The 14,190-nt window shown below is 71.3% G+C and carries 12 protein-coding genes and 1 pseudogene; 5 read left to right on the forward strand and 8 right to left on the reverse strand.

The window, feature by feature from the left end:
• Positions 1-52 precede the first annotated feature (52 nt).
• Genes C2L59_RS07890 through C2L59_RS07905 form a run of 4 tightly spaced genes read right to left on the reverse strand, consistent with a single transcriptional unit; the run spans position 53 to position 4,847 of the window.
• Positions 53-1,051 (reverse strand): TIGR03842 family LLM class F420-dependent oxidoreductase, encoded by a 999-nt coding sequence (locus C2L59_RS07890; RefSeq protein WP_103348835.1) that lies wholly within the window; start codon positions 1,049-1,051, stop codon positions 53-55.
• Positions 1,052-1,058: 7 nt separating this feature from the next.
• Complete coding sequence (hydA, locus tag C2L59_RS07895; RefSeq protein WP_233223328.1) at positions 1,059-2,495, reverse strand: dihydropyrimidinase; 1,437 nt, start codon at positions 2,493-2,495, stop codon at positions 1,059-1,061.
• The gene (locus C2L59_RS07900; protein ID WP_233223334.1) at positions 2,495-3,277 is read right to left on the reverse strand and encodes a nitrilase-related carbon-nitrogen hydrolase; all 783 of its coding nucleotides are present in this window, start codon (positions 3,275-3,277) and stop codon (positions 2,495-2,497) included. The genes hydA and C2L59_RS07900 overlap by 1 nt, the downstream gene beginning before the upstream one ends.
• Before the next feature lie 10 nt (positions 3,278-3,287).
• On the reverse strand, positions 3,288-4,847 hold the full coding sequence (locus C2L59_RS07905; RefSeq protein WP_103348837.1) for an NCS1 family nucleobase:cation symporter-1: 1,560 nt from the start codon (positions 4,845-4,847) through the stop codon (positions 3,288-3,290).
• A gap of 240 nt (positions 4,848-5,087) precedes the next feature.
• Here C2L59_RS07905 and C2L59_RS07910 point away from each other — a divergent pair, with 240 nt between their 5' ends.
• From C2L59_RS07910 to C2L59_RS07920, 3 genes are all read left to right on the forward strand, one after another.
• Positions 5,088-5,759: a response regulator transcription factor gene (locus C2L59_RS07910; RefSeq protein WP_199198970.1), complete on the forward strand. Its 672-nt coding sequence runs from the start codon at positions 5,088-5,090 to the stop codon at positions 5,757-5,759.
• Positions 5,756-6,745, forward strand: a complete 990-nt coding sequence (locus C2L59_RS07915; RefSeq protein ID WP_103348839.1) for an ATP-binding protein — start codon at positions 5,756-5,758, stop codon at positions 6,743-6,745. Before C2L59_RS07910 ends, C2L59_RS07915 begins: the two co-directional genes overlap by 4 nt.
• A 236-nt stretch (positions 6,746-6,981) precedes the next feature.
• The gene (locus C2L59_RS07920) at positions 6,982-8,454 is read left to right on the forward strand and encodes a DUF4153 domain-containing protein (RefSeq protein ID WP_103348840.1); all 1,473 of its coding nucleotides are present in this window, start codon (positions 6,982-6,984) and stop codon (positions 8,452-8,454) included.
• A gap of 31 nt (positions 8,455-8,485) precedes the next feature.
• On the opposite strand, the gene C2L59_RS07925 is transcribed toward C2L59_RS07920, so the two are convergent.
• The 4 genes from C2L59_RS07925 to C2L59_RS07940 are packed head-to-tail and all read right to left on the reverse strand — an operon-like array spanning position 8,486 to position 11,631.
• Complete coding sequence (locus C2L59_RS07925) at positions 8,486-8,689, reverse strand: DUF397 domain-containing protein (protein ID WP_103348841.1); 204 nt, start codon at positions 8,687-8,689, stop codon at positions 8,486-8,488.
• Between the two features lies 1 nt (position 8,690).
• Positions 8,691-9,569, reverse strand: a complete 879-nt coding sequence (locus C2L59_RS07930; RefSeq protein WP_370444722.1) for a helix-turn-helix transcriptional regulator — start codon at positions 9,567-9,569, stop codon at positions 8,691-8,693.
• Positions 9,570-9,602: 33 nt separating this feature from the next.
• Positions 9,603-9,935, reverse strand: coding sequence for an SSI family serine proteinase inhibitor (locus C2L59_RS07935; RefSeq protein WP_199198963.1), 333 nt, complete (start codon positions 9,933-9,935; stop codon positions 9,603-9,605).
• Between the two features lie 58 nt (positions 9,936-9,993).
• Entirely contained in the window at positions 9,994-11,631 is a 1,638-nt protein-coding gene (locus C2L59_RS07940; RefSeq protein WP_103348844.1) for a PucR family transcriptional regulator ligand-binding domain-containing protein, read from the reverse strand.
• A gap of 133 nt (positions 11,632-11,764) precedes the next feature.
• Between C2L59_RS07940 and C2L59_RS07945 the strand changes: the two genes are divergently transcribed.
• The gene (locus C2L59_RS07945; RefSeq protein ID WP_199198964.1) at positions 11,765-13,255 is read left to right on the forward strand and encodes a CoA-acylating methylmalonate-semialdehyde dehydrogenase; all 1,491 of its coding nucleotides are present in this window, start codon (positions 11,765-11,767) and stop codon (positions 13,253-13,255) included.
• Positions 13,256-13,359: 104 nt separating this feature from the next.
• Positions 13,360-14,190: pseudogene (locus tag C2L59_RS07950) on the forward strand (xanthine dehydrogenase family protein molybdopterin-binding subunit); the annotation flags it as partial.

A 14,190-nucleotide genomic window follows, 5' to 3' on the forward strand; every position in this document is an offset into this window, starting at 1 on the left:
CGGGACCGGGGGCGCGCTGGTGCGCGCCCCCGGAACCGGGGTAGGGCGGGCCCTACGCGGTGAGTTTCGGGATGACCTGCGTCCCGTAGGACGCCAGGGTCGCCTCGCGGTCGTCGTGCATCAGGTACAGCGAGAACTGGTCCACGCCCAGTTCCGCCAGCTCCTGCAGCCGCTCGACGTGGGCAGAAGGCGGCCCCAGCAGGCAGAACCGGTCGACGATCTCGTCCGGGACGAACTCCGTCGACGGGTTGCCCGCCTTGCCGTGGTGGCTGTAGTCGTAGCCCTCGCGCTCGCGGATGTAGTCCGTCAGTTCGCGCGGCACCGCACCCGACGAGCCGTACCGCGCCACCAGGTCCGCGACGTGGTTGCCGACCATGCCGCCGAACCAGCGCAGCTGTTCCCGCTGGTGCGGCCGGTCTTCGCCGACGTACGCCGGCGCCGCGACGCAGATCGTGATGCCGCCCGGGTCGCGGCCGGCCGCTCGGGCCGCGTCGCGGACCGCGCCGATCGTCCAGCGGGCGATCGCCGGGTCCGCGCACTGGAGGATGAAGCCGTCGGCGTGCTCGCCCACCGTCTGCAGGGCCTTCGGGCCATACCCCGCCATCCACATTTCGAGCTGCCCGTTCCGGACCCAGGGGATCTGCACGGTCTTCTCGTTCATGGTCACCGCGCGGCCCTCGGCGAGGTCCTTGACCACGCGCATGCAGTCGCGCACGGTGGCCAGGGTGGACGGCGGCTTGCCGACCACCCGGTGCGCCGAGTCGCCGCGGCCGATGCCGCACACGGTCCGGTTGCCGTACATGTCGTTGAGGGTCGCGAAGGTCGACGCCATCACCGACCAGTCCCGCGTGCCCGGGCTGGTCACCATCGGCCCGACGACGAGGGACGACGTCGCCGCGAGGATCGCCGAGTAGACGACGAACGGTTCCTGCCACAGCACGCAGGAGTCGAACGTCCAGCCGTAGCGGAACCCGCAGTCCTCGGCGTCCTTCATCAGCCGCACGACGTCCCGCGCGGGCGGGTCGGTCTGCAGCACGATCCCGAAGTCCATGGCGTCCTCAGTTCAAGTACTGGTTCAGCGAGCGGGACAGGTACTTGCCGTGCGACGTCGACCCGGTGAACCCGTCCGGCGACACCACAACGCGCCCACGCGAGAGCACCGTGTGCACCCGGCCGGTGATCTCGAACCCTTCGTACGCCGAGTAGTCCACGTTCATGTGGTGCGTCGCAGCCGACAACGTCTGACGAGCAGCAGGGTCGTAGATCACGATGTCCGCGTCCGAACCCGCCGCGATGACTCCCTTCTTCGGGTACAGCCCGAACATCCGCGCCGGCGTCGCCGAGCACGTCTCGACCCAGCGACCCAGCGTCAGCTGGCCCGCGACGACGCCCTGGTGCAGCAGGTCCATCCGGTGCTCGACGCCCGGCATCCCGTTCGGGATGGCCCGGAAGTCGCCGCGTCCCAGCTCCTTCTGGTCCTTGAAGCAGAAGGGGCAGTGATCGGTGGACACCACAGACAGGTCGTTCGTCCGCAGCCCGCGCCACAGGTCGGCCTGGTGCGACTTTTCCCGCAGCGGCGGCGAAGCGACGTACTTCGCGCCTTCGAAGTCCGGCTTGGCCAGGTCCTCAATGGACAGGTACAGGTACTGCGGGCACGTCTCGGCGAAGACGTTCTGACCGTCGTTGCGTGCTTCCGCCACCGCCGCAAGCGCTTGCGACGCCGACAGGTGCACGATGTACAACGGCGAGCCGGTGACTTTGGCGAGCTGGATCGCCCGCGATGTCGCTTCTCCCTCCAGTTCCGGTGGCCGCGTCAGCCCGTGCTGCACCGGGTCGGTGTTCCCGGCCGCCACGGCCTGCGCCGCCAGCTGATCGATCGCGATGCCGTTTTCCGCGTGCATCATGATCGTAGCGCCGATTTCCCGCGCCTTCTGCATCGCCAGCAGGATTTCCCCGTCCGTGGAGTAGAACACCCCCGGATAGGCCATGAACATCTTGAAGCTGCCGACGCCGCCGTCGATGCAGGCTTCCATCTCCTTCAACGACTGGTCGTTGACGTCGGAGACGATCATGTGGAAGCCGTAGTCGATCGCGCAGTTGCCGTCGGCCTTGGCGTGCCACTTGTCCAAAGTGGACAGCAAGGACGTGCCCTTGGCCTGCACGGCGAAGTCGATGATCGTGGTCGTGCCGCCCCACGCGGCCGCCGTCGTCCCGGTCGCGAACGTGTCCACCGAATGGGTGCCGCCGAACGGCATCTCCATGTGGGTGTGGGCGTCGATGCCGCCGGGCAGCACGTACTTCCCGGTGGCGTCGATCGTCTCGTCGCCGGTGAGTGTCCCGGGCGCCCCCACGGCGGCGATGGTCTCGCCGTCGACGAGGACGTCCGCCGGGAACGCGCCGGACGGCGAAACGACCCGACCGCCACTGATGAGGAGGCGGCGCGAAGCGCCTCGATTGAGGGTGGTGGCGGGGGCATGGATGGGGAGGGTGGTCATCAGGCCTCCGCGAGCGGGCCGTAGGTGTCCGGGCGGCGGTCGCGGTAGAACGCCCACTGGTTCCGGACTTCCTCGAGCAGCGACATGTCGAGGTCGCGCACCACGACCTCGTCTTCGGTGTCGGAGGCGGCCTCGTCGACCAGCTGGCCGCGCGGGTCGACGAAGTACGTCTGGCCGTAGAAGTCGTTGTCGCCCAGGGGTTCCACGCCCACCCGGTTGATCGCGCCGACGAAGTACTCGTTCGCCACCGCGGCCGCCGGCTGCTCCAGCTTCCACAGGTACTGCGACAGGCTGCGGCTGGTCGCCGACGGGTTGAACACGATCTTCGCCCCGGCCAGGCCGAGCGCGCGCCAGCCCTCCGGGAAGTGCCGCTCGTAGCAGATGTAGACGCCGATGCGGCCCACCGCCGTGTCGAACACCGGGTAGCCGAGGTTGCCGGGGCGGAAGTAGAACTTCTCCCAGAACCCCTTGACCTGCGGGATGTGGTTCTTGCGGTACTTGCCGAGGTAGGTGCCGTCGGCGTCGATCACCGCGGCGGTGTTGTAGTAGACGCCGGGCTGCTCGACCTCGTACATCGGCACGATGAGCACGATGCCGTGGCGCTCGGCCACCTCCTGCATGAGCTTCGTGGTGGGTCCGTCCGGGATGGCCTCGGTGTAGGAGTAGTAGTCGGCGTCCTGCACCTGGCAGAAGTACGGCCCGTAGAACAGTTCCTGGAGGCAGACGACCTGGGCGCCCTGGGAAGCGGCGGTGCCGATGTGGTCGACGGCCGCCTTGATCATGGACTCCTTGTCACCCGTCCACCGCTGCTGGATCAGGCCGGCTCGAACCACGCTCACTGATTTCCTCCTTCGTCGTGGACAAGGGCATGGACAGGGCGGCGAAGACGGCGAACGCGCCGACCAGGCCGACCACCCAGTTGTAGTCGTAAAGCGGCTTGAGGAACGGGATGAGACCGGCGTCCGGGAACGGCCCGCCGTAGGCCCCGCCGACCGCCAGCAACGCTCCCACCAGCGTCGCGACCAGGGCGCGCCAGTTCCAGCCGCCGCTGAACCAATACACCCCATCGGGTGTGTAGAGGTCCTTCAGCCGCAGCTTCGTGCGGTTGATGACCCAGTACCCGGCGACGAGCACGCCGGCCACCGCGCCGAGCAGGCCGCCGTAGAAACCGAGCCAGGCGAAGATGTAGATGTTCGGGTCGGAGTACAGCCGCCACGGCTGGATGAGGACACCGATGACGCCGGTGATCCCGCCGCCGACCGCGAAGGTGATCTTCTTGGGGAAGGCGTTCGAGAAGTCGTAGGACGGGCTGACGACGTTGGCCGCGAGGTTCGCCGAGATCGTCGCCAGCACCAGCGCGACCAGCGCGACGACGACCACGACCGGGCTGTCGAACTTGTCCGCCAGCTGCGCCGGGTCCCAGATGTCCTCGCCGTACAGGACGTGCCCGCCCGACGTGGTCAGGATGGCCACGATCGCGATGAACGTCATCGTGGTCGGCAGGCCGAGGATCTGGCCGCGGACCTGCTTGCGCTGGCTGCCGCCGAAGCGGGTGAAGTCCGGCATGTTCAGCGACAGCGTCGACCAGAACGCGATCATCGCCATCAGCGACGGCGCGAACACCTTCCAGAAGTCCGGGCCCCAGCCGAGCTTGCCGCCGTCGGCCAGGATCGGGCCGAGGCCGCCCGCCTTGACCAGCACGTACCCGAGCATGATCAGGAAGCCGACGGACACCAGCGGCGCCGTCCAGTTTTCGAACCGGCGGACCGCCTCCATGCCGCGCCAGATGATCAGCAGCTGGCCGATCCAGAAGACCACGAAGGACAGCCAGAGCGTCCAGTGCTGCCCGGCGACGACGGCGGAGTCGCGCCACCACGAGCCGAGCAGCCGGCCGAGGATGACGTAGATGGCCTCGCCGCCGACCCACGTCTGGATGCCGAACCAGCCGCACGCGATGAACGCGCGCAGCAGCGCGGCCAGGTTGGCGCCGCGCAGGCCGTAGAACGCGCGGGCGAACACCGGGAACGGGATGCCGTACTTCGTGCCGGCGTGGCTGTTGAGCAGCATCGGCGCGAGCACGACCAGGTTGCCGATCGTGATCGTGATCAGCGCCTGCACCCAGTTCATGCCGAGCGCGATGAGGGAGGCGGCCAGGGCGTAGCTGGGGATGTTGTGCGCCATCCCCATCCAGAGCGCGAAGTAGTTGTAGGTGGTCCAGGTCCGTTTTTCGATCGCGACGGGGGCCAGTTCCTCGTTGAAGAACCGGCTGCCTTCGAGAGACCGGACGCCGGCGGGGTCGAGCTCGACCCGGCCGTCGTCGTGCACGCGCTGGTCTGCGGGTGTCGGCGCCATTGCGGCATCCTGCGCGCCAGGTCAGGGCCGCGGCAACGGCAGTCTGTTCACTGTTCGCTGATCAGGAGTGCAGTCTGTCGATTGCGCGAACCGGCCCGGAGTGCATGACCTGCGTCACACCTCTGCCCGTCACGAACCGGCAAAGCGGGTGAAACGTCTCCACAGGATCTTCACACTTCACGCGGACCGTCTCCACCGGAGGTGCTTAGGGTCGTGGCCATGGAACTGGGTGGACGACGGGTGCTCGTCGTCGAGGACGACGTCACGATCGCCGCGTCGATCGCGGCCCGGCTGCGGGCCGAGGGGTTCGGGGTGGACGTCGTCCACGACGGACCGGCCGCCGTCGAGGCGGATGCGGCCGCGGAGCCGGACCTGGTGGTGCTGGACGTGATGCTGCCGGGGTTCGACGGCCTGGAAGTCTGCCGCCGGATCCAGGGGCGGCGCCCGGTGCCGGTGCTGATGCTGACCGCGCGGGCCGACGAGACGGACATGCTGGTCGGGCTGGGCGTCGGCGCCGACGACTACCTCACGAAACCGTTTTCGATGCGGGTACTCACGGCCCGGGTGCACGCGCTGCTGCGGCGCGTCGAGCGCTCGTCGTCGGTGACGGGCACCCGGATCGTGCTCGGCGACCTCGAGATCGACGTCGACCAGCGGCGCGTCGCGCGAGCCGGCGTCGCGGCGCAGCTGACGCCGATCGAGTTCGACCTGCTGGTGCACTTCGCGCGGCGGCCGCGGGTCGTGCAGCCGCGGGAACGGCTGCTGTCGGAGGTGTGGGACTGGGACGTCCACGGCACGTCCGCGGGCACCCGGGCGGTGGACAGCCACATCAAGGCGCTGCGGCGCAAGCTGGGGGCGGACCTGATCCGGACCGTGCACGGCGTCGGCTACGCGCTGGAGGCGGGCTCGTGAACCTCGTGCCGCGACCGCTCGACCGGATCCGGTCGATCAAGCTGAAGCTGGCCATCCTGATGGTGGCCTCCGGTGGGGTGGCGTTCGCGTTCTTCAACTGGCAGATCGGCTGGCTGCCGCCGAAGACGACGATCACCGCGATGGTGCTGGCTCTGGTGCTGTCACAGGTGCTGGCCCACGGCATGACGCGGCCGCTGCGCGAAATGACGGCGGCGGCCCGGGCGATGGCGAAGGGCGACTACACGCGGCGGATCCGGGCCACCACGCGGGATGAGGTCGGGGTGCTGGCGTCGGCGTTCAACCAGATGGCCGGCGACCTCGGCGACGCGGACCGGCAGCGCCGCGAGCTGATCGCGAACGTGTCGCACGAGCTGCGAACGCCGATCACGGCGTTGAACGGGGTGCTGGAAAACCTGGTCGACGGCGTCGAGGACCCCGATCCGGCGACGTTGAAGACGGCGCTGCAGCAGACCGAGCGCCTGGCGACCCTGGTGGACGAACTGCTGGACCTGTCCCGCCTGGACGCCGGGGCCATGCCGCTGCACAAGACGTCGTTCTCGCTTGCTTCGCTGCTGTCCGAGGCGGTGTCGGAGGCGGCTCTGGTGCGCGGGGTCGGTTTCTCGGTGTCGGTGACGCCTGGTGACGCGGTGGTGGTCGCCGACCGCGGCCGGTTGTTCCAGGTGGTGGCCAACCTCCTGGAGAACGCGGCCCGCCACGGCCCGTCGGGCGGTTCGGTGCGCGTGCTGGCCGAGGTGCGGCCGGGCGAGGTCCGCATCGACGTGTGCGACGACGGGCCCGGGGTCGCCGCGGCGGACCGGGAGCGGGTGTTCGAGCGGTTCACGCGCGGGGAGCGGACGTCGGGCGGGGGGACGGGGCTCGGGCTGGCGATCGCGCGGTGGGCGGTGGAACTGCACGGCGGGACGATCGGGGTGGTGGACCCGTCGGCCGGGGCGGGCAGCCGGATCCGGGTGACGCTGCCGGGTTGAGACGTTCTCGTCGGGAGGCTCGCGGTTTCGCGGGCGGGGTATTTGCAGAAGCGAACATGGGAGCAGACGGGATGCCGAAGAACAGGGTGGATGGGCCGGGGGTTGCCGCGGTGGCGCACGGGGGAGGGGAGCGTGTGCCGCGGGGGAAGCGGCCGGGGGTTGCGGAGGCGACCGGTGCGCCGGCTGCGGGCGGAGGACCCGCCGTCGGCGCGCCGGGCGCCGGGTCGAGTGGTGGGGTGGCCATTGCCGCTCCGCCCGTTCTCATGCGGGCGCTGCCGCCGCCGAAGTACGCCGTTGTTCCGCTTCCGCCCGCCGTTCTGCCCGCCGCCGGGGTGGCCGGGATCGCCGGCGCGCTGGTGCTGCCCGTCGATCGGCCCGGGGTCGGGTGGGTGCTCGGCGGGCTGGCCGTGGCCGCGGGGGTCGTCGTGGCCGACCGGCGGTCGCGAAATGGCGAAGCAAGCGCTTTCACCTGGCGCAATGCCGGGTGGGCCGTTCTCGCCCTCGCGCTGCTCGCCATGGGCGCCGTGCGGGCGTCGGGGTGGTTGTTCGCCCTCTGCGTGGCCGGGGCCGTGGTGGCCGGGTCGCTGGCGGTCGTCGGGGAACGGACCGTCAACTCCGTTCTCTACGACATGCTCGCCCTGCCCGTCGAGGCGTTCCTCGCCCTCCCGTGGGTCGGGCGCGGGGTCGGGCGCTTCGCCGGCCGGCGCGACGGCGTCGCCCGGCGGATCGCGCTGGCCGTGCTCGCCGCCGCCGGGCTCGTCGGGGTCTTCGTGCCGCTGCTCGCCAGCGCCGATGCCGCCTTCGCCGCCGTCGTCAACGCCATGATCCCGGATCTCAGCGGCGCGACGCTCGTGCGGTGGTGCGCGGTCTTCGCCGTCGTCGCGTCGGTCGTCGCCGGGGCGTGCTACTTCCTCGCCGCGCCACCGCGGCGGGCGTCGGGCGACCGTCCACACCAGACCAGATACGGTCTGGAATGGACGGTCCCGCTCGTCGTGCTCATCGTGGTGTTCGGCGTTTTCGTCGGGGTACGGCTGGTCGTGCTGTTCGGCGGGACGGAGTACGTCCTGCGCACCGGCAACCTGACCTCGGCCGAATACGCCCGCGGCGGCTTCTGGCAGCTGTGCGCGGTCACCGTGCTGACGCTCGCCATCGTCGCCGCGGCGCTGCGGTGGGCGCCGGACGCGACGAAGGCCGACCGGCTCCGCCAGCGCGTTCTGCTCGGGACGCTCAGCGCCTTGAGCCTGGTCCTCGTCGGGTCCGCGTTGAGTCGCATGTGGACCTACCAGGAGGCGTACGGCTTCACGGTCCTGCGACTGCTGGTCGAGGTCTGCGAACTGTGGTTCGGTGCGCTGTTCGTCCTGGTCCTGGCGGCGCTGGTGCGCTTGCGCCCGGCGTGGCTGCCCCGCGCGGCGATCGCCACGGCCGTGACGGCCCTGCTGGCGCTGGCCGTCCTCGACCCGGAACGCCTCATCGCCGACGCCAACCTCGACCGCGCGGCGGCGGGCAAGCCCCTCGACCACCGCTACCTGGCGGGCTTCTCCGCCGACGTGGTCCCGGTCGTGTCGGCCCGGCTGCCGGAACCGTTGCGCACGTGCGTGCTCCGCCGGGTCCTGGCGGCGGACGACACCCCGGACGGCTGGCCGGCCTGGAACCTGAGCCGTTCGACGGCACGGGACGTGACGCTCGGCCCGGCGACCGCCTGCGGCTGAACCGGACCGCCGGGCGGCGCGTGGTCAAGAGTTACGCGGAAGCCACCGGGCCGTCGTGGGGGCGACCCGGCGGCTTCCGCGCGCTCAGGCAGGCCACGAAGGCTTCCCACGATCGGGTGGTGACGGAGAGTGTGCCGCCGCGGCGGTCTTTCGTGTCGCGGATCTGGGACAACCGAACTTCGACGCATTCCTCAGTGCCGCTGTAGGAGGACTTCCGCCAGGTGGCATCTGACATTTCAGGCCTCCAGTTCGGTGATCACCCCCTGGATGAGCCGATCGGAGTCGTGCTCGCTCAGCGCCAGGGAGGACAGGTTCTTGTTGGCCGCACGATAACCAGCCATATCGTGCTCGTCGTAAACATACCCGCTGCCCCGGTGGTGCTCCAGGTAAACGATCGCGGGCAGGTCCGCGTAATCGAAGACGATGAACGGCCCGTACAGCCCGGGGTGGTAGCCGATGCCATTCGGCACGATGCGCACCGACACGTTCGGCAGCCGCATCCGCGAGCGCAGGTAGGTGAGCTGTTCGGCCATGACCGTCGGACCGCCGATGTTCTGGTGCAGCACCGCCTCGCCGAGCAGGATCCCGCACGGCAGGCGGTGGCGGCCGGTCAGCAGTTCCCGGCGGGCGAGCCTGGACATGACCTGCTTCTCGATGTGCGCCGCCGGGTGGCCCGGGGTGGCGAAGATGGCCCTGATGTAGGCGGGAGTCTGGAGGAGGCCGGGCACCAAAGCGGGCGCCCAGCAAGCCATGCTGGTCGCGGCCCGCTCGTATTCGAGGTAGGTCGCGAGCCGCTCGGGTGCGTCCACCGCGTGGTCGAGCCAGTTGGGCTCGGTGGCGGTGCGGGCCAACTCGACCAGCCGCGCGCGTTCCGCGTGGCCCACCCGCAGCGCCCCCAGAATCGTGGCGAGCTCATCGATCTTCGGGATCCGCTTGCCGCTCTCCCAGTTGGAGATGTTCTGCGGCGAAACGTCGATCATCCGGCCGAGTTCCCGGACCTTCAGGTTCCGGGCCTGCCGGGCTCGTCTCATGCCGAACCCCAGGGCACGGGCCCGGGGCGTGGCGATCGGTGGTGGCATGGGGCACAGCCTGCCCGGAAGCAGGCCATGCCCCATCGGGCGATGCCGTTCCGCTGTCGCAGACCGGCGTCAGAACGCGAAGACGCCGTCCGAGTCGCGGTCGGCCTCGCACCGGTTCGCGTACGTCGTCTTGTACGTCACCGGCTTTCCGTGCCAGGTGCCGATCGCCGTCACGTCCACCGGGGCGTAGATCAGCGTGCACGCCTGGTGCCGGGCGTTGATCCGGGAGAAGTCGCCGTCCACGCCGGTCAGAACCGCGCACGCCTTGTCGCGGTGGGGATGCGTGCCGCCGGTGGGCTCGCACGTCAGCAGCGTCGAACCGACGCGGTTGGCGGTGTCGTGGGTGGTCAGCTGCAGGGTCGACGCCGGGGGTTGCGCCGGCGCCAGGCAACCGAGGCTCATCAAGCATGCTGCGAGGGGGATTATGGCCATATCGGTGTCATCGGCACGGCGAAGCCGATCACTGTGCTGCACGTCCGGGTGAGTCTTCTTCGCTCGTCCGGGTGAGGTCCCACGCCAGGAGGGCGACGTACAGCGAGAGCATCGTCTCCGGTTCCTCCAGCCGGACGCCGAGGACCTGCTCGATCCGGGCGAGCTGCTGGTAGTACGCCGTCCTCGACGTGTGGGCGGCCGCGGCCGCCGCCGACTTGTTGCCGCCCTGTTCGCAGTAGTGCCGCAGGGCCTGGACCAGCCGGCTGCCCGACGTCGCGTCACGCTGCAGGAGCGGCCCGAGCTCGCGCGCCGCGAACGCCGTCACGCGCTCGTCGCCGGACAGCAGGTGCAGCAGGCCCCGCAGGCGGACGTCCGACAGGCGGTGCACCACGCGTTCCACGCCCGTCCCGAGCGCCGCCGCCGCCACCTGGCTCGCTTCCGACAGCGTCCGCCGCGCTTCGGCCGGCGACGTCACCGTCGTGCCGACCGCCAGCACGCCCGGCGCGCTGCCGCGGGCCTCGTGGACGTCGGTGGCGAGGCGGTGCAGCACCGCCTCGGCGTTCGCCTCTCGCGACAGCGCGATCAGCGCCCGTACGCCGAGGTCGTCCGTCCCGACCAGGGCCGACACCTTCGCGCGCCGCGCCGCCAGCACCGTCGCCTCGGCGAGTTCGCGCAGCACCGGCGGCGTCGACAGCGCGGGCCGGGACGTGCCGGTCAGCCGCGGCCGGACCGCCAGCCCGACCAGCTGCCGCCCGGTCAGCGGCACGGCCAGGGCCGAGGCGCGGGCCAGCAGCTCCGCCGTCGGCGCCGGGGACGCGAGCAGCTCGGTGAGCACCGCGCGGTGGGCCTGGCGTTCGAGCCCGTCGGTGTCCTTGGCGACCAGCCGGTGCACGGCGAGCGCGGACGCGGCCCGCTCGGCGACCACCCGGTGGCGGTGCGGCGGCTGGTCGGCGCAGACGACGATCAGCCGGCCCCAGTCGTGCCCGCGCGCGCCGACCACGGTCACCAGCCAGCCCGAACCGGGGTGGTAGCCGGTGCGCTCGCCGACCTGGACCACCCGTGACCGGGCCGGCCAGCCGGTGAGCAGCTCGGCCGGGTCGGTGCCGGCCGCGTCGTAGGCGAGAACTTCGTGCGACAGCGTCTCCAGCACCGCGGGCTGCTCGGTCAGCCGGGCGACTTCGCCCAGGACGACGCCGGGTTCGGCACCCGCGACCGTCAGCGCGGTGAACGTCTCGTGCACGCGCTCGGCCGCGCGCAGCTCGGCGACCTGGGCGTCGACGATCTGGCCGTTGACGGCCTCGGTGACGCTGACGAACCGCGTCTCACGCGACAGCGTGACCAGCGGCAGGCCGTGTTCGTCGGCCGCTTCGACCAGCGCGGCGGGCAGCCGGTCGCTCCAGTGCCGGACCAGCTCGACCACCACCCCGGCGGCGCCGACCCCGGCCAGGTCGGCGACGTACCGGGCGAGCGCCGGGCCGTCGTCGGGCAGCGCGACGCCGGTCGTCAGCACGAGCTCGCCGCCGCGCAGCAGGTGCGCGATGTCGGCGACCTCGGCGACGTGCGCCCAGCGCACCGGCGCGTCGAGCCCGGCCGCGCCGGCGACGACGTGCGGGCGGCCGTGGCGCAGCACCGGCAGCGCGAGGACCTCGGCGACGGTCGGGTACATGGCTCCTCGGGATGATCGGCAGGGACAGACTGTACGGCCGCGATGGCGAGTCCGTACACGTTGCCGATGGTCTGGCGTGGCGGCCGCCCGGAGACTCAGGTCGGACGTTGCCGCCAGCGAAGGAGTGCCTGCCGTGACCGACCGCATCAGCCACTGGATCGACGGCAAGCCGTTCACCGGGGCCCCCGGGCGCACCGGTGAGGTGTTCGACCCGGCCACCGGCGAGGTCCGGGCGCAGGTCGACTTCGCCGGCGACGCCGAGGTCGAAGCGGCCGTCGCCGCGGCCAAGGCGGCGCTGCCGGGCTGGCGCGGGACGTCCCTGGCCGGGCGGACGCGGGTGCTGTTCGCCTTCCGCGAGCTGCTCTCGGCCCGCAAGCACGAGCTGGCGAAGATCATCACGAGCGAGCACGGCAAGGTCGAGTCCGACGCGGCGGGGGAGATCGCCCGCGCGATCGAGAACGTCGAATTCGCGTGCGGCGCCGCCCAGCTGCTCAAGGGCGGCTTCAGCGAGAACGCCTCCACCGGCGTCGACGTCTACTCGATCGCCCAGCCGCTCGGCGTGGTCGGCGTGATCTCGCCGTTCAACTTCCCGGCCATGGTGCCGCTGTGGTTCGTGCCCAACGCGCTGGCCTGCGGGAACACCGTCGTGCTCAAGCCCAGTGAGAAGGACCCGTCGGCGGCGGTGTTCATCGCGGAGCTGTTCGCCGAGGCCGGGCTGCCCGCGGGCGCGCTCAACGTGCTGCACGGCGACAAGGTCGCGGTCGACGGGCTGCTGTCGCACGCCGACGTCAAGGCGATCTCGTTCGTCGGGTCGACGCCGATCGCGCGGTACGTCTACGAAACCGGCACCCGGCACGGCAAGCGCGTCCAGGCGCTCGGCGGGGCCAAGAACCACATGGTGGTGCTGCCGGACGCCGACCTCGACCTGGCCGCCGACGCGGCGGTGTCGGCCGGGTTCGGCTCGGCGGGGGAGCGGTGCATGGCGGTGTCGGTGGTGGTGGCCGTCGACCCGGTCGGCGACGCGCTCGTGCAGAAGATCACCGAGCGGATGACCCGGTTGAAGGTCGGCGACGGCCGCGACCCTTCGTCGGAGATGGGGCCCCTGGTCACGGCGGCGCACCACGGCCGGGTTTCGTCCTATGTGGACGTCGGGGTGGCGGAGGGGGCGTCCCTGGTGGTCGACGGCCGGGGGATCGAGGTGCCCGGCGACGGCTTCTGGCTCGGCCCGACGCTGTTCGACCACGTCCGCCCGTCGATGTCGATCTACACGGACGAGATCTTCGGGCCGGTGCTGGCGGTGGCGCGCACGGCTTCCTACGACGACGCCCTGGAGCTGATCAACGCGAACCCGTACGGCAACGGCACGGCCATCTTCACCGGCGACGGCGCGGCGGCGCGCCGGTTCCAGAACGAGGTCGAGGTGGGCATGGTCGGGGTGAACGTGCCGATCCCGGTCCCGGTGGGCTATTACTCGTTCGGCGGCTGGAAGGACTCGCTGTTCGGCGACAGCCACGCGTACGGGCCGGAGGGGTTCCACTTCTTCACGCGGACGAAGGTCGTGACGTCGCGGTGGCCGAACGTTTCGCACGCCGGGGTCAACCTGGGCTTCCCGCGCAACTCCTGAGCGTTTCCGGCGGTGGCCCCGTGCCACCTACTCGACGTCGGCACCGGCCGCGGCCGCTTCGGTGCGGGCCTGTCCAGGAGATCTCCAGGAGCCCAGGCCCGTGACCCGGCAGCCGCGCGCGCAGCCGCGCGGTGGTCACGAACACCACGCCGGTCGCGGCCTACCGCGGCGCGGGCCGCCCGGAGGCGACCGCCGCCGTCGAGCGGGCGATGGACCTGTTCGCCGCCGAGCTCGGGCTGGACCCGGCCGACGTCCGGCGGGTCAACTTCATCCGGCCCGAGGAGTTCCCGTACCGGACGCCGACCGGCGCCTTCTACGACACGGGGGAGTACGCGGCCGCGCTGGACAAGGTCCTGGCCGCCGCCGGCTACCCGGAACTGCGGGCGCAGCAGCAGCGGCGGCGCGAGGCGGGGGACCCGGTCGAGCTCGGTCTCGGCATCGCCGCCTACGTCGAGATCACCGGCGGCGACGGCGGTGGCGAGAGCGGCCGGGTCGACATCCATCCGGACGGCTCGGTCGTCGCGTGGACCGGCAGTTCGCCGCACGGGCAGGGCCTCGGCACGTCCCTGGCCATGCTGCTGTCCGACCGGCTCGGCGTGCCGCTGGAGAAGATCACCGTCCGCCACGGCGACACCGACGAGGTGCCGAAGGCGATCGGCACGTTCGGCTCGCGGTCGCTGCAGCTGGGCGGCTCGGCGATCCGGCAGGCGGCCGACGCGGTGATCGCCCAGGCCCGCGAGCTGGCGGCGGACCTGCTGGAAGCCGCGTCCGACGATCTGGAACTGGACGTCGAGCGCGGGGTCTGGCAGGTGCGCGGCGCGCCGTCGAGCACCGTGCTGAGCTGGGCGCAGGTGGCTGAAGCCGCCTCGGACGGCAAGCTGACCGCCGACGTCTGGTTCGGCGACGGCCAGCCGACGTTCCCGTTCGGCGCGCAC

Origin of the sequence: Amycolatopsis sp. CA-128772 (genome assembly GCF_002904295.1) — a bacterium.
Classification (GTDB): Bacteria; Actinomycetota; Actinomycetes; order Mycobacteriales; family Pseudonocardiaceae; genus Amycolatopsis.